The organism is Klebsiella sp. JB_Kp004 (genome assembly GCF_040065795.1).
GTDB classification, from domain to species: Bacteria; Pseudomonadota; Gammaproteobacteria; order Enterobacterales; family Enterobacteriaceae; genus Klebsiella; species Klebsiella quasipneumoniae.
Genome location: NZ_JBEAKW010000003.1, coordinates 164,653 through 184,657, shown reverse-complemented (window position 1 = coordinate 184,657; position 20,005 = coordinate 164,653). Strand labels below are relative to the sequence as shown.

Annotated in this window: 19 protein-coding genes; 14 read left to right on the top strand and 5 right to left on the bottom strand. The window is 60.7% G+C overall.

The window, feature by feature from the left end; translation table 11 throughout:
* Positions 1–36 precede the first annotated feature (36 nt).
* From ABLX76_RS04045 to ABLX76_RS04035, 3 genes are all read right to left on the bottom strand, one after another.
* Entirely contained in the window at positions 37–2,229 is a 2,193-nt protein-coding gene (locus ABLX76_RS04045; RefSeq protein ID WP_348874038.1) for a CBM35 domain-containing protein, read from the bottom strand.
* A 12-nt stretch (positions 2,230–2,241) separates the two neighbouring features.
* On the bottom strand, positions 2,242–3,579 hold the full coding sequence (locus ABLX76_RS04040; RefSeq protein WP_065881959.1) for a carbohydrate porin: 1,338 nt from the start codon (positions 3,577–3,579) through the stop codon (positions 2,242–2,244).
* Positions 3,580–3,841: 262 nt separating this feature from the next.
* Positions 3,842–5,113 carry a PTS transporter subunit EIIC gene (locus ABLX76_RS04035; protein WP_004151052.1) on the bottom strand — a complete coding sequence of 424 codons (1,272 nt, stop codon included), beginning with the start codon at positions 5,111–5,113 and terminating at the stop codon, positions 3,842–3,844.
* 177 nt (positions 5,114–5,290) lie between these two features.
* On the opposite strand from ABLX76_RS04035, the gene ABLX76_RS04030 reads away from it, so the two are divergent.
* The 9 genes from ABLX76_RS04030 to ABLX76_RS03990 all read left to right on the top strand — a co-directional run bounded on the left by ABLX76_RS04030 (position 5,291) and on the right by ABLX76_RS03990 (position 12,870).
* Positions 5,291–5,605 carry a PTS sugar transporter subunit IIB gene (locus ABLX76_RS04030; protein WP_048335108.1) on the top strand — a complete coding sequence of 105 codons (315 nt, stop codon included), beginning with the start codon at positions 5,291–5,293 and terminating at the stop codon, positions 5,603–5,605.
* A 9-nt stretch (positions 5,606–5,614) separates the two neighbouring features.
* On the top strand, positions 5,615–6,937 hold the full coding sequence (locus tag ABLX76_RS04025; RefSeq protein WP_348874035.1) for a PTS sugar transporter subunit IIC: 1,323 nt from the start codon (positions 5,615–5,617) through the stop codon (positions 6,935–6,937).
* 23 nt (positions 6,938–6,960) lie between these two features.
* Complete coding sequence (locus tag ABLX76_RS04020) at positions 6,961–7,275, top strand: PTS lactose/cellobiose transporter subunit IIA (RefSeq protein WP_002914983.1); 315 nt, start codon at positions 6,961–6,963, stop codon at positions 7,273–7,275.
* Between the two features lie 50 nt (positions 7,276–7,325).
* Positions 7,326–8,240 (top strand): ROK family protein, encoded by a 915-nt coding sequence (locus ABLX76_RS04015; protein WP_348874033.1) that lies wholly within the window; start codon positions 7,326–7,328, stop codon positions 8,238–8,240.
* 56 nt (positions 8,241–8,296) lie between these two features.
* Entirely contained in the window at positions 8,297–9,259 is a 963-nt protein-coding gene (locus ABLX76_RS04010; protein ID WP_348874031.1) for a LacI family DNA-binding transcriptional regulator, read from the top strand.
* A 182-nt stretch (positions 9,260–9,441) separates the two neighbouring features.
* Complete coding sequence (locus ABLX76_RS04005) at positions 9,442–10,359, top strand: metal ABC transporter substrate-binding protein (RefSeq protein WP_086075098.1); 918 nt, start codon at positions 9,442–9,444, stop codon at positions 10,357–10,359.
* Positions 10,356–11,177 (top strand): manganese/iron ABC transporter ATP-binding protein, encoded by an 822-nt coding sequence (locus ABLX76_RS04000; protein ID WP_044524512.1) that lies wholly within the window; start codon positions 10,356–10,358, stop codon positions 11,175–11,177. The genes ABLX76_RS04005 and ABLX76_RS04000 overlap by 4 nt, the downstream gene beginning before the upstream one ends.
* Positions 11,174–12,022: an iron/manganese ABC transporter permease subunit SitC gene (gene sitC / locus ABLX76_RS03995; RefSeq protein WP_023290804.1), complete on the top strand. Its 849-nt coding sequence runs from the start codon at positions 11,174–11,176 to the stop codon at positions 12,020–12,022. Before ABLX76_RS04000 ends, sitC begins: the two co-directional genes overlap by 4 nt.
* The gene (locus tag ABLX76_RS03990; protein WP_348874028.1) at positions 12,016–12,870 is read left to right on the top strand and encodes a metal ABC transporter permease; all 855 of its coding nucleotides are present in this window, start codon (positions 12,016–12,018) and stop codon (positions 12,868–12,870) included. Before sitC ends, ABLX76_RS03990 begins: the two co-directional genes overlap by 7 nt.
* A 60-nt stretch (positions 12,871–12,930) precedes the next feature.
* On the opposite strand, the gene ABLX76_RS03985 is transcribed toward ABLX76_RS03990, so the two are convergent.
* Complete coding sequence (locus ABLX76_RS03985) at positions 12,931–13,272, bottom strand: nitrous oxide-stimulated promoter family protein (RefSeq protein WP_023290806.1); 342 nt, start codon at positions 13,270–13,272, stop codon at positions 12,931–12,933.
* A gap of 77 nt (positions 13,273–13,349) precedes the next feature.
* Positions 13,350–13,643: a SelT/SelW/SelH family protein gene (locus ABLX76_RS03980; RefSeq protein ID WP_004205627.1), complete on the bottom strand. Its 294-nt coding sequence runs from the start codon at positions 13,641–13,643 to the stop codon at positions 13,350–13,352.
* 215 nt (positions 13,644–13,858) lie between these two features.
* Here ABLX76_RS03980 and ABLX76_RS03975 point away from each other — a divergent pair, with 215 nt between their 5' ends.
* The 5 genes from ABLX76_RS03975 to ABLX76_RS03955 all read left to right on the top strand — a co-directional run bounded on the left by ABLX76_RS03975 (position 13,859) and on the right by ABLX76_RS03955 (position 19,906).
* The gene (locus ABLX76_RS03975; RefSeq protein ID WP_348874026.1) at positions 13,859–16,222 is read left to right on the top strand and encodes a TonB-dependent receptor; all 2,364 of its coding nucleotides are present in this window, start codon (positions 13,859–13,861) and stop codon (positions 16,220–16,222) included.
* A gap of 70 nt (positions 16,223–16,292) precedes the next feature.
* On the top strand, positions 16,293–17,324 hold the full coding sequence (locus tag ABLX76_RS03970) for a ChuX/HutX family heme-like substrate-binding protein (protein WP_348874024.1): 1,032 nt from the start codon (positions 16,293–16,295) through the stop codon (positions 17,322–17,324).
* The gene (locus ABLX76_RS03965; RefSeq protein WP_348874022.1) at positions 17,321–18,139 is read left to right on the top strand and encodes a hemin ABC transporter substrate-binding protein; all 819 of its coding nucleotides are present in this window, start codon (positions 17,321–17,323) and stop codon (positions 18,137–18,139) included. Before ABLX76_RS03970 ends, ABLX76_RS03965 begins: the two co-directional genes overlap by 4 nt.
* A complete protein-coding gene (locus ABLX76_RS03960) occupies positions 18,139–19,134 on the top strand; it encodes an iron ABC transporter permease (RefSeq protein WP_101992545.1) in 996 nt (331 codons plus the stop codon). The genes ABLX76_RS03965 and ABLX76_RS03960 overlap by 1 nt, the downstream gene beginning before the upstream one ends.
* A complete protein-coding gene (locus ABLX76_RS03955) occupies positions 19,127–19,906 on the top strand; it encodes a heme ABC transporter ATP-binding protein (protein WP_048298121.1) in 780 nt (259 codons plus the stop codon). The genes ABLX76_RS03960 and ABLX76_RS03955 overlap by 8 nt, the downstream gene beginning before the upstream one ends.
* The last annotated feature ends 99 nt before the right edge of the window (positions 19,907–20,005 follow it).

Here is a 20,005-nt window from a genome sequence, read left to right as displayed (position 1 = left end):
AAAAAGGCTGCGCCCGTCTGGCGCAGCCTGAACGTACTACTCAGCGACCACTTCGATCGATTTAATGAACATATAGCCCCAGTCGCCGGCGAAGCGGCCGAAGTCAATCTGATTAGTCCCCGCGTTAAGCGTCACCGGTATCCGCAGCTGCTGGCCCTGCTCATCCGTCTGCGGGAAGGCCACGGCCTGCGGAGCGCCCCCGTTGACGACAAATGAGTTCTGCTTACCGCCCCATTTGCCGTTGAAGGTTACATTGAGCAGGAACTGACCGCTCCACGGCGCCTGCACCTGCCAGCTGATCTTATCCCCCTCGTTGGCAAATGGGCCGAGGAAGCCGTCCTCGCCAACTGTCAGCGCGTCTTTATCACTCTTCATCACCGTCAGCCGACCCTCAGCCACGCCATAAACTTCGCCGTAATAACGACAAAAATCCGCTGGCGCTTTCCCCGTCGCTTCGCCCACCGTCACGGTCACGGTTTTGCTGCTTTTCAGCAGCCCATCGTCCGCCGTGAAAGTCAGCGCATAGGTACCTGGCGCCGTAAACCAGGCCCGGGTTTGAGCCCGATCGGCATGGCAAAAATGCACCTGTCCCTCACCGGCGTGCTGCCAGCCCACCTTAACCTCTCGCGACGGCAGGCCATCGTCCTGCCAGCTGGCCGTAAGCTCGACGCCCTGGTCCTGCGTGGTGGTTAGGGCCGGTTCCAGCGTGACAACCGGCGGCTGATTCTCCTCGCTATGCTGCACGCTAATCACATTGGAAGGAGCCGAATGACCGCTCTCGTTTTTCGCCGTCACCCGGTAGTAATACGTATGCCCGAGCTGAAGCTGACGATAATCGTCGCGGAACAGAACCATGGTTTCCGGATTCCATTCGTTAACGCCATCGGAGATATCCCGGCCCACCACCGTCCACGGCCCGGTCGGCGAGGCGGCGCGTTCGACATCGTAGCTGCGTCCCACCGCGGTTCCCATCCAGTTGATCGCGAAGGGCGAGGTGGTCTCGCGCAGCAAAGGCGCGTCCGGCTTCGGCAGCGGCGCCATCGTCTGCTGCCCGGCCATCTGCGCTGCGGCCGTGCGCACCAGATCGACCACCGCCTGCTCCTGGTTCGCTTCGCCTTCTTTGGCAAACCCCGGCAGGTGGTAACTGTAGTGCCCGGTCGACTCCTTATGCCAGTAGAAGCCGCCGTCGTGACGATGGCCGCGGAAGCCCCAGATAAGCCCGCCGGCGGCTTGCGCCCCGTTGACGTTGCTGTGAACGATCGACTGCATAATGGCGTTCAGTTGATCCGCCGGCAGCAGGCCAAACTCGCCGACGAGATAGACTTTTTGCCCGCCGACGGCGCGCAGATCCTGCGTCACCTGCCCGGGATGGTTATTATCGGCATTGGTGTAATAGTGATTGCTGACGATATCTACATTGGGGTCGGTCAGCGCAAAGGAATTGATTTTCTTATAGGTGCCATCCACCACCAGCTGATGAGGGGCCCATTTTTTAATCCACGCCGCGGTCTGATGCAGGAAATCGGCGTTGGTATCCTCCAGCTCGTTACCGGTTTCCCAGGCCATGATCGCCTTTTCATCATAGTAGGCGCGACCGGTGACGGTATTTGTCCGGGTGATAACCTGGCGGATCACATCCAGATAGGCTTTGAAGGTCTTGCTATCGGTCCGATAAAAGTCTTCCGCTTTTTCATGATAGAACGCCGCCAGCTGCTCGCGCCCGCCCCACCACCACCAGTGGTCGATAAACGGCAGGATCAGACGCAATCCCTGTTTGTCCGCTTCGGCAATCATGTTGTCATACACCCGCATGGCTTTCTCATTCAGCCGCGGCATGCCGTCCGCCGTTTCCGGCGCCAGAATATGGGTCTCGCGCCCGCAGGCTTTATCAAATTCCTGCTGCACCGACAGCACGTAGACGCGCTGGGCTTTCGCCCCGGTTTGCACCATCGCCTGGATCCAGTTTTGCTGCTCCTGCGCAGTTGGCCATTTAAAGTATTGTCCCCAGCCGCGCGGGTCTGCTCTGCAGGGGCCGCGGGCGTCGTCTTCAATGCGGTGCAGCTCCGGCGCGTGGATCCCGGCGAAACGAAACACCTTGTCGCCGTCCTTGAGGGTGGCGCCGTCGCGAGTGATAAAGTGCGTAAAGTGCGAGCGCTCGGCGGCCAGCGCCCCGCCGGCTCCCAGCGCGGACAGCAGCCCCATCAGCAGCAGGTTTTTCATCGGCTTCATCGTTGTCTCTCCTTAGAACCAGACCTCGGCCTGTACGCCGAAGTTAACGGTGTCGGTAGAGCCACTGCGGGAATACCCGCCGGCGGTGATGGTATTGGTATCCCAGTTGTAGTTGCCGTCCAGCGCATCGGAGACACCTTTATCCCACTTCGCGTAGGTGACGAAGAAGCGCAGCTGCGGGCGTGCCCAGAAACCGGAGTCAAAGGTCAGGGTTGGCGCAACGGTGACTTTGGTCAGGCCGCCTTTGCCTTTGCCGTTGACCCCTTTGTAGTTTTTGTCATCCAGGTATTCGTAGCCCAGCTCGTACTGCATGGCAAAGTTGCGGGTGATCTGATGATAAGGGCGGATACCGGCGACCCACATCGAGCGTCCCCAGCCACGGTCATCTTCCGTCCACCAGCGGTAGTTTTTATCTTTCTGCCAGAAAGCGAAGGTCGAGATCTCCAGGTCGCCCATCGAGGCCACGCTATCCAGCACCACTCGCCAGGACTGAGTGTTTTCCAGATTGGCCCAGCCCCAGCCGTTTTTACCCAGCGAGTCACCCGCCGCCAGCCCTTTCCCGTACTGCAATGCGAGGCGGGAGTAGCCTCCGGTCAGGCCATAGAAACCGTCAAAGTTATAAATACCGGTCACGCCATAACCCTTCTCGGCGGAAGTCGGGTGGTTTTCGTTACGGTTCATATGGTGGCCGATCAGCTCCAGATCGAAGCCTGTCCCGGCGATCTTTTTCAGCCACAGGTTGAGGGAATAGTCATCCGGGTAGCCCTGATCTCCCTTATCCACCGGGTAGGCTTTGGTTTCATCGGTGGGTGAAAAGGCGTAGACCCCGGCGTCGAAGCGGGCGAAGCCGAGATCCATGTTGTCGAAGCCGCCGCCGGTGCCGTTGTACTGAATGTACTCCCAGTCGAACTGATGGCTGGAGGTGTTGGAGCTGCTGTAGCGCTTACCGGCCCAGAAGGTCATCTCCGGCGCAAAATCCAGATTGCTCAGCTCGGCGAACCCTTCGCGAAACTGTACGTCATGGCCATCGTCATCCTGACAGTTCCAGTCGGAGGTGCATTTCGACTGGTGAGTGAGGTTGGCCTGCACTTTCGCCACCACGCCGCTGTCCGCCGTCAGCGTCACGGTGGGGATCAGTTCGATCTTGGTGTCTTCTTCGTTGCCCAGTCGCCACTTACCGTCCGGCATCAGGCCGACGGAGTCCGCGCGGTTGCCATCGGAGTTCGCCAGGATCCCGGAGCGGATATAGCCATGCAGCGCAAAATCATACTTCGGATCGGCGCAGGCCAGGCTGCTGGCCCCTGCCAGCGAGAGGAGAGCCAGAGGTATTGAATGTTTCAGCTTTATCATTATTTTTTTCCCACGTTATGTTTGTTAACACGAACCGATAACGGAGGGGAAATTTACGGATCAAAAATGGAAATGTACATCCGTTAATGGAAAGCGCTTTCCATAATTGCCTATCTGGTTCACAAAATTCGCTCTGCGACGAATATATTCGTGAGACTGATCACATAAAATAACAAGAATGCCGCCGGGAGCCGGCAGCAGAGCGGAAGGAGGAGCAGGTGAATGAGTGCCGCCGGGGGATAAGCCGCCGACGGCGAGGGGGTCAGCGTTCGGTTTCCGCGAGCTGGCGTTCGTACACTTTGAAGAAGGGGCGATAGAGCATCCAGGCGTTAAACATCGCGAACAGGCTCATACACAAATTTTTCCAGCTACCGTTCGCCGACCATGCTGCCCCCAGCGGGGAAGGCATCGACCATGGCAGCATCGCCACCGCGCGGTCGAGGATACCCAGCTGAGTTAAATACCATGCGATACAGGCATTTATCAGCGGAACAAAGAGAAACGGCAGTAAAAAAACCGGGTTCATGATTACCGGAAAACCAAACAGTATTGGCTCGTTGATATTAAACAGCGACGGCAGCAGGCCAATTTTTGCCACGCTTTTCAGCTGCCGCGAGCGGCTGCGCATCGCCATCAGCACCAGCGGCAAAGTGGAGCCAATACCGCCGATCAGCAGGTAAAAATCCCAGAACCCCTGCAGATAAATATGCGGCAGCGTTGGCGAACCCGCCGCCAGCGCCTGCTGATTTTCAAACAGATAGGTCATCCAGAAGGGGTTCATGATCCCGGTGATGATCAGCGCGCCATGGATACCGATAAACCAGAGTAAGTTACAGATAAATAAAGAGATCAGTACCGCCATCAGCGTGTCGGACGCCAGCACCAGCGGCCGCACCGCTTCGCTGATCAACTCCGGTACGATGCGTCCGGTGGTCTGCAGCAGTATGGCATTCATCACGCTTATCGACAGCATCACCACCAGCAGCGGGATCAGCAGTTGAAAGCCATTGCGGGTCATCAGCGGCACTTCATCAGGCAAGCGAATACACCAGCCTTTTTTGTAGAAAAAGCGAATTATCTCAATGGAATAGGTGCTGGATATCAGGGCGGTAAATATCCCCATACCGCCGAGATAAACATTGCTCACCGCAGTCTCGCGAAAGCCGATAAACAGCAGAAAAGCCAGACACCCGGTTAAACCGCAGAGCCGTTCCGGCAGACGGTACTGCTTGGCGAGACTGGCGCTGGCGCCGAAGGCGACAATCAGCGCCACCAGGCCAATGGTTAGCTGAAAGGTCGGCAGCAGGATAGGCCGCAGCAGCAAATAGACCTGGCCGAAACGCGAGGCGCCGTCTATGGAAACGGGCGGAAACAAAATGGGCACCAACAGGCTGCCAACAATCACAAAGGGCATCGCCAGCGCAAAGCTATCGCGCATCGCCGTAATGTGGTTGTTGCGCGTCAGAACATTCGCCAGCGGCGCCAGCCGCTGCTCGATGATATCCACGGCCACATTCATTAACTGAATGTTCATACTCCTACCTTTGCGAATGGTTGTCTCGCCGGGATGATCGCCCACAACACCGGAAAGTGAAAGCCTGCCATAGGTGATCATGGTCACAATTAATAAATCCACAAACGGAAAGCGCTTTCCGTAATGCATCCATTTTGACTATAGTCCGCTCATCCAACCTCATCAGGAGCGGTACTTATGAAAAAAATAATGTTGTGTTGTTCGGCAGGCATGTCCACCAGCCTGCTGATGAAAAAAATGATTGCCGAAGCCGAACAGCGGGATCTGCCGGTAGAGATCAATGCCTATGGCGTAGCGGAGTTCGCCGAACAGGTTGGCCATTATCAGGTGGTGCTGCTGGGGCCGCAGGTGAAATACATGCAGCAGGATCTGCAAAAACAGGCGGATAAATACGGTATCCGCGTCGAACCCATCAATATGATGGACTACGGCATGCAAAAAGGCGCCGCGGTCCTCGATTTCGCCCTTTCCCTCATTGAAAACAAGAACTAAGGAAAGAACATGAGCTCTCTGTACGCTAAACTGATCGATGTGATCGAACGGCAGATCACGCCTATGGCGGGGGCGATCGGCCAGCAAAAATACGTCACCTCGATCCGCGACGGTTTTATTACCGCCCTGCCCTTTATGATCGTAGGCTCGTTTTTGCTGGTATTTATCTTTCCGCCGTTTTCTCCGGATACGACGTGGGGCTTTGCCCGCGCCTGGCTGCAATTTTCGCTCGATCATCGCGATGCGCTGATGCTGCCGTTCAACTTCAGCATGGGGGTGATGACCCTGTTCATTGCCGTCGGGATCGCCGCCAGCCTCGCCAAACACCATCACCTGGACTCGCTGACCGCCGGGATGCTGTCGCTGATGTCTTTTCTGCTGGTGGCCGCGCCGCTGAAAGATGGCCAGATCTCTACTGCCTACTTCTCCGGTCAGGGGATTTTCACCGCCATTCTGGTGGCCATCTATTCCACCGAGCTGTACGCCTTCCTCAAGCGGCATAACATCACCATTCGTCTGCCGCCGGAAGTGCCTGCCGGGGTGGCGCGCTCGTTCGAGATCCTGATCCCGGTGCTGGCGATCATTCTGACGCTGCATCCGCTGAACCTGTTTATCGAGGCTCAGCTGGGGATGATCATTCCGGAAGCGATCATGTCGCTGGTCAAACCGCTGGTCGCGGCTTCCGATACGCTGCCGGCCATTATGTTGTCAGTGCTGGTCTGTCAGGTGCTGTGGTTCGCCGGGATCCACGGCGCGCTGATCGTCACCGGGATCATGAACCCGTTCTGGATGGCCAACCTGTCGGTCAATCAGGCGGCGATGGCGGCAGGTACCGCTATCCCGCACATCTATGTCCAGGGCTTCTGGGATCACTATCTGCTGATCGGCGGCGTCGGCTCCACCCTGCCGCTGGCGCTGATGCTGCTGCGCAGCAAGGCCGTGCATCTACGGACGATTGGCCGGATGGGGGTCGTGCCGGGGGTATTCAATATTAACGAACCGATCCTCTTCGGCGCGCCGATCATCATGAACCCACTGTTTTTCCTGCCGTTCGTGCTGGTGCCGATGGTCAACGCGACCCTGGCGTACTTTGCGCTGAAGCTGGACCTGGTCAGCCGCGTAGTGTCGATGACGCCGTGGACGACGCCGGCCCCTATCGGCGCCTCGTGGGCGGCGAACTGGAGCTTTAGCCCGGTGATTCTGTGCCTCATTTGTATGGCCACTGCCATGGTGATGTACCTGCCATTTCTCAAAGCTTACGAAAAACAGCTGCTGGCCCAGGAGCGTGAAAACGCCGTCGGCCAGGCTGATAACGCGGCGCAAACCGCTTAACGCTAACGATTCAGAGGATAATCATGGAATTAGAAGAACAGGTGATGGGGATCATCATCAACGCCGGCCAGTCCCGTAGCCTGTGCTACGAAGCGCTGCACGCCGCTAAAGCGGGTGATTTCGCCACCGCCGACGCCAAAATGCAAGAGGCGGCGCACTATTCTCGCGAAGCTCACCTTGTGCAGACCCAGCTTATCGAAGCTGACGAAGGCGAGGGAAAAACCAAAATGACGCTGGTGATGGTCCATGCTCAGGATCACCTGATGACCTCCATTCTGGCGAAAGAGCTGATTGCCGAACTGATTGCGATTTACCGCGCGCAACCGCTTCACGCCTAGCGCCTTGCCCGGCCAGACGCGCTGGCCGGGTCTGATTCCCCGAGGTCACTATGTTACATCTTGGAATAGATATTGGCGGCACCAAAATGGAAGCCGTACTGCTGGACCCGGCAGGCGAATGCGTCCAGCGCCTGCGTCGGCCGACCCACAAAGATAGCTATGACGCCTTTATGCGTCAGCTGCTGACCCTGATTGCCGATATTCGCGCGGTCAGCTCCCAGCCATTCACTCTGGGGATCGGCCTGCCTGGGGCAATCGATCCGCAAAGCGGACGCATTAAAAACTGCAACTGCCTGGTGCTCAACGGCCACGATCTGCGCCGGGATATCATGCAGCAGCTTGGCCAGCCGGTGTGGATGGCAAACGATGCCGACTGCTTCACCCTTTCGGAGGCGGTAGATGGCGCCGGCGCCGGGGCCGCCACCGTCTTCGGGGTGATTATCGGTACCGGCTGCGGTGGCGGGATCGCCGTTCATCAACAGCTGCTTAGCGGTCCCAACGCTATCGCCGGGGAGTGGGGGCATAATCCGCTGCCGGGCTATACTTCTGAGCGGGATGGCCCGCCGCAGCCCTGCTACTGCGGCAAAACGAACTGCATCGAAAGCTTTCTCTCCGGCACCGGCTTCGCCCGCCGCTATGGGGAACAAGCCCGTGCGGAAGCCATTGTCGCCGCGGCGCAAAACGGCGCTCCGTGCGCGCTGGCCCACTGGCGACACTTTATCGATGCCTTTGCCCGTAGCCTGGCGTCGGTGATCAATATTCTCGACCCGCAGGTGATTGTGCTGGGCGGCGGTCTGTCCAACGTCAGCCAGATCTATCGCGATCTGCCTGCCGCCATCGTTCCGTGGATCTTCTCCGACAGCTGCCGCACGCAGATCAAACCGGCCCGCTTCGGCGACGCCAGCGGCGTGCGCGGCGCGGCCTGGCTGCCCCGTCTGCCCGGCGCCGTGGACGGGCCACGGTAGACACTTTTTTCAGCAGGTATGTTAAGCTAGGCGAAAATGTCCAGACAGAAAAAGCCATGCCAACGATTGATGATGTTTCAAGATTAGCGAATGTCTCAAGAGCGACGGTTTCCCGCGTGCTGACCGGCACCCGGGGCGTGCGCGAAGAGAGCCGGGAAGCTGTGCTGCGGGCCGTTGAAGAACTCAACTATCGCCCGAGCTTTGCCGCGCAAAACCTCGCCAGTCAGACATCCAGCCACGTTGGTCTGGTGATTTCCGCGCAGGACGAGAGCAACGGCGCGCGTCTGCTGCCGCTCCTCTCGCAGGCGCTGAAAGGGCTGAATAAAAGCCTGCTGGTCCAGTATGTCAGCGATCCGGCAGAGCAGGCGGCGGCGATCGACGATCTGCAGCGCCAGTGCGTGGCGGTGGTGGTGCTGGGCGCCGTTGCTGCCGACGCGCCGCGCAACGTTATCGCCTTTGACCGTTTCGGCGTCGCCGGGAGCAACAGCCAGGGCTATGACTTCGCCTTCGCCACTGAAAGCGCCTGCCGCTATGTGATTGGCAAGGGACACCGCAGCATCGCCCTGCTGGTGGACAGCGATAGCGACGATGCCAGCCGCCAGATGATGGAAGGCTACCGCAACGTTCTGCAGAACTACTCCATTCCTTTTAACCGCCAGCTGGTGCTGACGGCCAACGATGATGTCGAACAGGCGCTGCTGACCTTAATTAACAGCTTCAGTAAATACTCAGTCATTATCGTTAAACGTGACCGCTACGCGGCTGAGGCAATGCGCCTGCTGCGCGAATTCACCATCGCCGTCCCGCAGGAGGTCTCCCTGCTGAGCCTTGAGGATTCCCCGCTCGCCTCGCTGCTCTACCCACCGCTGACCTGCATCTCCTGGCCACTGGAGGCGCTGCTGGATAACTGTATTCAGCGTATCCGCAGCCTGATTGACGACCGGCCAACCTTCACCGCCGAGGGCCGCTCGCTGGCTGGCCGCCTGATCCCGCGCCAGTCGGTCGCCGATATCTCTTGATCTTCGCCCGGTTCGCGCCGGGCCAGCCTTATCTCTCCCCTTTCTTATCGCTTTCGTTTCCCGGCTCATTATTAACCACGTATGCAAATAAGAATTATTTTCATTTATAAATAGCTTGTGCTATATAACATAGCAATGGCTATAAACGCTGGGAAATTAACCACATCATTGCGAGGGATCCTATGCTGCACCTGACACCGCTGAAATCATGGCTGCTGGCCAGCGCGCTGGCCCTGCTGGCCGCGGCGCCGGCCTCGGCGCAGGAGAAATTCAGGGTTATCACCACCTTCACGGTTATCGCCGATATGGCGCAGAACGTGGCCGGCGATGCCGCCGTCGTCAGCTCCATCACCAAACCGGGCGCGGAGATCCATGACTACCAGCCTACTCCCGGCGATATCAAACGCGCGCAGGGGGCGCAGCTGATCCTCAGCAACGGTCTCAATCTCGAACGGTGGTTTGCCCGCTTTTATCAGCACCTGCAGGGCGTCCCGGAGGTGGTGGTCAGCGAGGGGATCCAGCCGATGGGCATCAGCGCAGGCCCCTATAGCGGAAAGCCCAATCCCCATGCCTGGATGTCGGCAGATAACGCCCTGATCTATGTCGATAATATTCGCGATGCGCTGGTGAAATACGATCCGCCTCACGCCGACACCTATCGCCGCAACGCCGAGGCCTATAAAGAGAAGATCCGCCAGACGATGGCGCCGCTGCAGGCCAGACTGGCGCAGCTGCCCGAGGATAAGCGCTGGCTGGTCACCAGCGAGGGAGCCTTCTCCTATCTGGCCCGCGACTATGGCCTGCGCGAACTGTATCTGTGGCCGATTAACGCCGACCAGCAGGGCACTCCGCAACAGGTGCGCAAGGTTATCGACACCATGAAGAAAGAACAGATCCCGACCATCTTCAGCGAAAGCACCATCTCCGATAAACCGGCGCGTCAGGTGGCGCGCGAAGCCGGCGCCCACTACGGCGGCGTGCTGTATGTCGATTCGCTGAGCGCCGCCGACGGCCCGGTGCCGACCTGGCTCGACCTGCTGCGCGTCACCACCGAAACCATCGTCAACGGTATCCAGGACGGGATGAGGAAACAGCCATGAATACTGCGCAAGCGGGTCTGTATGTCGACCAGCTCACCGTCACCTGGCGCAACGGCCACACCGCCCTGCGCGACGCCTCGTTCAGCGTACCGCGCGGCTCTATTGCCGCGCTGGTGGGGGTTAACGGCTCGGGTAAATCCACACTGTTTAAAGCGCTGATGGGCTTTGTGCGCGTCGGTCACGGCGAGATCGCCATCCTCGGCCAGCCGGTCAACCGCGCGCTGCGCCAGAACCTGGTCGCCTATGTCCCGCAGTCGGAAGAGGTGGACTGGTCCTTCCCGGTGCTGGTGGAGGATGTGGTGATGATGGGCCGCTACGGCCATATGGGCTGGCTGCGGCGGGCAAAGCCGCGCGATCGCGAGATTGTCGATGCCGCGCTGGCCCGCGTGGGCATGAGCGAGTACCGCCATCGGCAAATTGGCGAGCTCTCCGGCGGGCAGAAAAAGCGCGTCTTCCTTGCCCGCGCCATCGCTCAGCAGGGCCAGGTGATCCTGCTGGATGAGCCTTTTACCGGCGTCGATGTGCAGACCGAAGCGCGGATCATCAGCCTGCTGCGCGAGCTCCGCGATGAGGGCTGTACCATGCTGGTCTCCACCCATAATCTCGGGTCCGTAAGTGAATTTTGCGATTACACGGTGATGGTAAAAGGCACCGTGCTGGCCAGCGGCCCGACAGAAACCACCTTCACCGCCGAGAATCTGGAGCGGGCTTTCAGCGGCGTACTGCGCCACGTCGCGCTCACCGGTGCGGAAGCGCAGATTATCACCGATGACGAGCGGCCGTTTATCAGCCGGCGCGCGGCGGGAGGCCCACGATGAGTTGGCTGCTGGAGCCGTTTGGCTATCACTATATGCTCAATGCGATGTGGGTGGCGGCGCTGGTGGGCGGCGTCTGCGCCTTTCTCTCCTGCTACCTGATGCTGAAGGGCTGGTCGCTGATTGGCGACGCCCTTTCCCACTCGATTGTGCCCGGCGTCGCCGGGGCCTATATGCTCGGCCTGCCGTTTGCCCTCGGCGCGTTTCTCTCCGGCGGCCTGGCGGCGGGCAGTATGCTGTTTTTGCAGCAGCGGTCGCGGCTGAAAGAGGATGCGATTATCGGCCTGATCTTCTCCTCCTTCTTCGGGATCGGGCTGTTTATGGTGTCGCTGAACCCGACGTCGGTGAATATCCAGACCATTATTCTCGGCAATATTCTGGCCATCGCCCCGGAGGATATTATCCAGCTGGCGGCGATCGGCTTTATCTCGATGGCGATCCTGCTGTTGAAGTGGAAAGATCTGATGGTGACCTTCTTCGATGAGCACCACGCCCGCTCGATTGGTCTGAACACCCGCGGCCTGAAGCTGCTGTTCTTTACCCTGCTGGCGGCCTGCACCGTAGCGGCGCTGCAGACCGTCGGCGCCTTTCTGGTTATCTGCCTGGTGGTCACCCCCGGCGCCACCGCCTGGCTGTTAACCGACCGCTTCCCGCGCCTGCTGGCCATCGCCGTCGCCATCGGCAGCCTGACCAGCTTCTTCGGCGCCTGGCTCAGTTACTACCTCGACGGCGCCACCGGCGGCATTATCGTGGTGGCGCAAACGCTGCTGTTCCTCATCACCTTTATCTTCGCGCCGAAGCATGGCCTGCTGGCCAACCGCCGCCGCGCCGGGGAGGCCGCATGCTGAATCTGATCCTGGCCCCGTTCCAGTTTCCTTTTATGGTCAACGCGATAACAGTATCGATGGTCGTTGCCGTGCCCTGCGCGCTGCTGTCGGTCTTTCTGGTGCTCAAAGGCTGGGCGCTGATGGGCGACGCCATGAGCCACGCGGTCTTTCCCGGCGTGGTGCTGGCCTACATTATCGGCATCCCCTTCGCCATCGGCGCGTTTATCGCCGGGCTGCTCTGCGCCGTGACGACCGGTTTTCTCGACGATAACAGCCGCCTCAAACGCGATACCATCATGGGGATTGTCTTCTCCGGCATGTTTGGCGCCGGGCTGGTGCTGTACGTAGCGATCCAGTCCGACGTCCATCTCGACCATATTCTGTTCGGCGACATGCTCGGCATCTCCCTCAGCGATATTGGACAAACGGTGGCTATCGCGCTGGTGATTGCGCTGATTATCGGACTGAAATGGCGGGATTTTTTGTTGCACGCCTTCGATCCGACGCAGGCCAAAGCCAGCGGCCTGCGCGGCGGACTGCTGCACTACGGCATGCTGTGCATGATCGCCCTGACCATCGTCGCGACGCTGCAGTCGGTAGGGATTATTCTGTCGATTTCGCTGCTGATTGCCCCCGGGGCGATCGCGCTCCTGCTGGTACGGCGCTTTATCCACGCCCTGCTGCTGGCGGTGGCGGTAGCGGTCTGCTGCTCGGCGGGAGGGGTGTGGCTGGCGTTTTATCTCGATAGCGCGCCGGCGCCGACTATCGTGGTGCTGTTCAGCGCGCTGTTTGTGGTCGCCTTTGTGACAAGCACGATCCGGGATAGTCAGAAACAGAAGGCTTCATCACCCATCCCCGGTGGCGGCTAACGCCTTACCGGGGCTGCGCTTGTCCCCCGGCTGCGCGCAGCCCAGGCCGGGGAAAGGCCGCTATTTTTTCGGTCGATATTTTTCCGGCAGCGGCGGCACCGGCCGCCTGTCATCCAGCAGATGGCGAAGGGTCAGGATCGGGTGGCGCCAGAGCATTCGTGGCCCGGCCCAGCGCATAATCTGCTTCATCTCTTCGCGCTTCGCCGGCTGATAGCAGTGTACCGGACACTGCTTGCAGGCCGGTTTATTGTCGCCAAACACGCACTTATCAAGCCGCTTGTCGGCGTAGGCGTTCAGCGCCTGATAGTGTTCGCCGTCGTCGCGGGCATCCGGACAGCGGCGCTGATAAAGCCCAATCATCCGACCGATCGTCTGCTTTTCACGTTCGATGCGTTTGCCCACCGTCAACTTCCCTCTCCACAAAAAGATGCATCAATAATACACCTTTTAAACGGGCCACGCAGCCGCTTTCCTAACGATTAGGTCGGGTTAGCGGGTTTATCAACATGCCCCAATGCTTTTTCCGGGAAGCAGACATCGCGCACCCGGCGTTTCAGCTCTGCCGCATCCGGAAAGCCGCCATCCTGCTTGCGCTCCCAGATCTGCTGGCCGTCGATATCGATAGTGAAGATCCCGCCGGTGCCCGGCACCAGCGTCACCGAGGCGATATCGGTGCTGAAGGTGTGTAACAGCTCCTGCGCCATCCAGCTGGCGCGCAGCATCCAGTTGCACTGGGAACAATAGGTGATGGTGATAGCCGCTTTTGAATTCATCGTCATCTCGCTCAGGCTGAAAGGGCACAGTGTAAACAAAGTGCAGTTTAAATGAGGAATACATGAATATTTTGTTGCAAACGATAATACCTATCATTACCATTCGCAATCAACAAATGGAGTAAGACCCTATCCGCAACGGAAAAGACGGAGCAACCTGCAACTCTGGAAGTAACGCGTGAGCCGATACTAATAACGATCAAGGCGTGGCGACTATGTACAAATCGACTCCGTCAGCAGCAGGGTGTAATAAACGCCTGCTGGTGACCTCTTTGCTTGCAGCAATTTATCAAACTTCTGCCATCGCAGCAGGCACTTCCGCCATCGGCGGCGAGGCGGTGGATGACACCTCGGAACAAATGACCGTCACCGCTCCCGCGCCGGCGCAAAAAGCCGGTAACGAGCACAGCATCAGCGCCCGGGAGCTGGAGGACAAAGGCGCTAACGACTTCGGCTCGATCATGCGCTATGAACCGCTCATCAGCGCCACCGGGGCCAGCGGCGGATCCGGCAACGGCAAAAGCGGCTTCGACCGCGGGGGCTACACCGGCTACAACATTCGCGGCATGGAGAGCAACCGCGTCGGTATCGACGTGGACGGTATCGCCCAGCCCAACGCCACCGGCCGCGGCTACGTCGGCCGCTCGGGGCTCAATACCTTCGGCATCGGCCGCGATTATATCGACCCGTATATGTACGGCAGCGTGGATATCCAGTCCGGCGCCACCTCGACGGAAACGGCCAACAGCGCCATCGGAGGGAATGTCTCCTTCCGCCCGAAATCGGCGGATGATTACCTGCGCCCGGGCAAAACCAGCGCCTTCGGCTATCGCAGCGGCTACGACTCCGCGGATCGCAGCTGGCACAACGGGGTGACCGTCGCCGGCGGCGATGAGTTCCTGCGCGGCATTTTGGTCTACAGCCGCCGCGACGGCCAGGAAACCGAAAACAACAGCGGCACCGTCGACGCCTACCCGGCGAACTGGCACTCCGATGCCTTTCTGGCCTCCGGGATCTGGCAGCCCAACGACGAGCACAAGCTAACCAGCACCTTCGACTATTACCATAAAACCAACCACACCCACTACGATACCTGGGATTCCAGCGGTAACAGCACCATCGGCACCGCCAACCAGACCAGCCAGACCCGACGCTGGGGCCTGAGCCTGAAGGATGACTGGACGCCGATGAATGACTACCTCGACAGCGTCTCCACGAAAATCTACTACCAGCATACCGAAGCCCATGACTGGACGTATATGCCGGACAGCATCACCCGCAGAATGCAGACGGTGAACTCCAACTACGACACCGACACCTGGGGCCTGCAGACCGCGCTGGCGAAAACCCTGGGCCGCCACGATCTGAGCGCCGGCTTTAACGCCAGCACCAGCAAAACCCAGCGGCCCTTCAGCCAGTCGCCGATCCCCAGCGTTTACAGCGAGATCATGCAGCCGGAGGCGGACAGCCGCAGCTACACTCTCGGCGGCTTTGTCCAGGATAAGATCAACTTCGACCTTGATAGCCACAACTTCGCCATCATTCCCGGCGTGCGCGTGGTGCATCAATCGACGAAGCCGGAAAATCTGTCCGACCTTGCCGCCAACAGCAGTGCGCTGACCGAATCGTCGGTGGCGAATCTGTACGGTAAAAACAGCGATACCCAGGTTCTGCCGTCGTTGACCTTCCAGTACGACCTCACCCCGCGCCTGATGACCTACCTGCAGTACCAGCGCGGCGCGCAGTTCCCCAACGCCAGCCAGCTGTATGGATCCTGGAACCTTGGGTCCAGCTACGCCGGCAGCCAGCAGTATGCCCTGATCGGCAATACCGATCTGAAGACGGAAACCAGCGATAATCTCGAGTGGGGGCTGAAGGGGGAAGTTACCGAAGGCATCACCCTGCGCACAGCGCTGTTCTACAACAGCTATAAGAACTTTATCGCCTATACCCGCTATACCCGGGCGAATAATCCGGGCCAGTTCACTAACGTGCCGTCGAACATCTACACCATTTATCAGGCGGAAAACCGCGATAAAGCCTATATCTACGGCGGTGAGATCAGCACCAAATTTAACTTTGGCACCTGGTATGAGCAGGTGGACGGCCTGAGCGCCACCCTCGCCCTCGGCTATAGCGAAGGGAAATCGAAATCCAGCTACAGCGGCGATAAATACGTCGACCTCGACAGCGTAGCGCCGATGAAAGCTATCGTCGGCGTGGCGTGGGACGATCCGGCGAAACGCTACGGCACCGCCCTGACGGCGACCTTCGTCAAGGGGAAACAGGCGACCGCCACCAACCGCGAAAGCTACAGCAACAGCGGGTCCGCCATCGCCGATGCCAGCAGCGACTATATGCGCGTGCCGGGCTACGGCATGCTGGACTGGACCGCGTACTGGCAGGTAGCGAAAAACGTGCGCCTCAATGGCGGGGTCTACAACCTCACCGATCGTAAATACTGGGATTACCTGAGCAGCCGCAATATCGAGACCGGCACCAACCAGGACGCCAATGATAAAGCGCTGGCGGTCATGCCGGGCCGCACCTGGCAGCTTGGGGTCAACGTCGACTTCTGATTGCCCGAATAACAACTCACCTGCCCCGGCCCGCCGGCCGGGGATATTGAACATTGAGAAGGATATGATTATGCCCAATGCCCACCCCGATCTGTGGCAGCGCTACCAGGCCACCAAAGCGTCCAGCACCGCGAAATATGCCCGCGATATCGCCGCGGAAATGGGGATCAGCGAAGCCGAGCTGACCGCCGCCCGCCTCGGTCACGATGCCGTGCGCCTGATCGATGACGCCCGGGCGCTGATTGCCGCCCTGGAGCGCGTCGGTGAAACCAAATGCATCTGTCGCAACGAGTATGCCGTCCATGAGCAGGTGGGCCAGTTCACGCACCAGCACCTCAGCGGCCACGCCGGGCTGGTGCTCAACCCGCGCGCGCTCGATCTGCGTCTGTTCCTCAGCCAGTGGGCCAGCGCCTTCCATTTGAACGATAACGGTCGCCAGAGCATTCAGTTTTTCGACCACCACGGCGACGCCCTGCTGAAAGTCTATGCGACCACGCAGACCGACATGACGGCCTGGGACACCCTGATCGCGGAACATCGGGTGGCGGCCCCGGCGCCGCTGGCCCTGCGCCCGCTGGAGCCGGTGAAATATGCCGAGAGCGCCGACGGCGCCGCCCTGGAGAACGACTGGCGCGCGATGACCGACGTACACCAGTTCTTCGGTCTGCTGCGTAAATATCAGCTTTCCCGCCAGCAGGCCTTCCGCCTGGTGAGCGACGACCTCGCCTGCCGCGTTGATCGCCATGCGCTGCCAGCGTTACTGGAGACGGTGCGCCAGGAGGGCAATGAAATCATGATCTTCGTCGGCAATCGCGGCTGCGTGCAGATCTTCACCGGCGCCCTGGAAAAGCTGGCTCCCATGCGCGGCTGGCTGAATATCTTCAATCCCACCTTTACCCTGCATCTGCGCGAAGAGAGCCTCGATGAAGTGTGGGTGACCCGTAAGCCGACCTCAGACGGACACGTCACCAGCGTCGAGCTGTTCGCCAAAGACGGCACCCAGATCGCCCAGCTCTATGGCCAGCGCAGCGAGGGCCACCCCGAGCAGGCGCAATGGCGCCAGCAGGTGGATCGTCTGACCCGCGAAGGACTGCCCGCATGATGCGCTGGTTACTGCTTCTCATCGCCTTCCCGTTGCTGAGCCACGCCGCCGTGGAGCGGCTCGTCACCCTCGGCGGCGATGTCACTGAGATCGTCTATGCCCTTGGCGCGCAACAGAGCCTGGTCGCCCGGGACAGCACCAGCAGCTGGCCCCCGGCGGCGCAAAAGCTGCCGGATGTCGGCTACCTGCGGCAGCTGAACGCCGAGGGGATTCTCGCATTACGTCCGCAGCTGGTGCTAGCGAGCGCCCAGGCGCAGCCCTCGCTGGTTTTACACAAGGTGCAGGCGAGCGGCGTGAAGGTGGTAAACGTGCCGGGCGGCGAAAGCCTGGCCGCGATCGATAACAAAGTGGCCGTCATTGCCGAAGCGTTAGGCAAAACCCCGGCAGGCGACGCGCTGCGCCAGCAGCTTCTGCAACAGATCGCCGCCATTCCAACGCAGCCGGTTGCCAGGCGGGTGCTGTTTATTCTCAGCCACGGCGGAATGAATACCCTGGTGGCCGGGCAACGCACCGCGGCCGATGGCGCCATTCGCGCCGCCGGTCTGCAGAACGCGATGCAGGGCTTCGACCACTATCGGGCGATGTCGCAGGAGGGGGTGGCCGCCAGCCAGGCGGATCTGGTGGTGATCTCCGCCGATGGTCTCAAAGGGATGGGCGGCGAAGCCGGGCTGTGGAAACTGCCCGGCCTGGCGCAGACCCCGGCGGGGCGTCATAAGCAGCTGCTGACGATCGACGATATGGCCCTGCTCGGTTTTGGGCCGCGCACCCCGCAGGCGATTATCGCGCTGCGTGAAAAAGCGGAGCATCTGCCCTGATGCGCCCTGCCCTCGCCCGCCGTTTGCTGTTGATGACGCTGCTGCTGGTCCTGCTGACGCTGTTCGCCACCACCCTTGGCGCGATGCGTTTGCCGCTGGCCAGCCTGCTGCCCGCCGGGGATGAGATGCTGCGCCACATCTGGCTGACCATCCGTCTGCCGCGGGTGCTGCTGGCCCTGCTGGTAGGCGCGGCGCTGGCCCTCTCCGGCTGCGTGATGCAGGGGTTGTTTCGCAACCCGCTTGCCGACCCGGGCCTGCTGGGCATCAGCAGCGGCGCCGCCCTGGCGGTGGCCTGCTGGCTGGTGCTCCCGCTCTCCGCAACGGGGCTGATCGCCTTGTATATGCCGATGCTGGCGGCGTTTATCGGTAGCCTGGCGGTGATGGTGGTGATTTTTATCCTCAGCCGGGCGGAGGAGGGGTCGCTGTCGCGCCTGCTGCTGGTGGGGATCGCCATCAACGCGCTGTGCGGGGCGCTGGTCGGCGTGCTGGCCTGGCTGAGCAACGACGCCCAGCTGCGCCAGCTGTCGCTGTGGGGCATGGGCAGTCTGGGCCAGGCCGAGTGGCCGACACTGTTGGTGGCTGCGACCCTGATCATCCCGGCGGCGCTGGCGGTGTGGTGGATGGCCTCCCGCCTGAATTTGCTGCAGCTCGGCGATGAAGAGGCGCACTATCTCGGGGTCAACGTGCGGGCGCTGCAGCGCTGGCTGCTGCTGTGCAGCGCGGTGCTGGTGGCCGCGGCGGTGGCCATCAGCGGCGTCATCGGCTTTATTGGCCTGGTGGTGCCGCACCTGATGCGCCTGTGGCTGGGGCCGGACCATCGCGGGCTGATCCCCGGCTCGCTGCTGGCCGGCGCGATCCTGCTTCTGCTGGCCGACACCCTGGCCCGCACCGTGGCGGCGCCGGCGGAGATGCCTGTCGGTCTGCTCACCAGTCTGCTGGGCGCCCCCTGGTTTCTGTGGCTGGTCTTTCGTCGGGAGAACCCCAAACATGGCTAATGAATATTGCGCGCAGGGGCTGGCGCTTCGCCTCGGCCAGCGGCAGATTATCGACAACATCTCCGTCGCGCTGCGCGGCGGCGAGATGACGGCGCTTATCGGGCCGAACGGCGCTGGCAAATCCACCCTGCTGCGGCTGCTGACCGGGTACCTGACCCCGGATAGCGGTACCCGCCATCTGGCGGGCACGCCGCTGGAGGCGTGGTCACCCGAGGCGCTGGCGCGCCGGCGGGCGGTCATGCTACAGCGTACGGCCCTGCAGGCCGACTGGACGGTGGAAACGGTCATCGCCATGGGGCGCTCGCCGTGGGGCCCGACCGCGGACCCGGCGGAGCTGGCGGCGGTAATGGCCGTCACCGGCTGCGATGACCTTGCCGGCCGCCGCTATCCCGCCCTTTCCGGCGGCGAGCAGCAGCGGGTGCAGCTCGCCCGCTGTCTGGCGCAGCTGTGGCGCGACGGCGCGCCGCAGGGCTGGCTGTTTCTCGATGAGCCCACCTCGGCGCTGGACCTTTACTATCAACAGCATCTGCTGCGCTTGCTCAAACGGCTCACCGCCGGCGGGCAACTGCACGTGTGCGTGGTGCTGCATGACCTTAACCTCGCCGCCCTGTGGGCCGACCGCATCCTGCTGCTTCACCAGGGCCGCCTGGTCGCCCAGGGGACGCCGCAGGAGGTGATCCAGCAGTCGGTTATCCATCGCTGGTACGGGGCGGATGTCCGCCTCGGCCAGCATCCGGACAACGCGGCCCCCCAGGTCTATCTGGCGCCGTAACCCCCGCGCGGCGCAACTGGAATCCGGATCGCGCCGCGCGCGTTCGTCAGTTTCCCTCGCCTGCCCATCTCCGTTATCATGTCTCATCCATGTGATAAC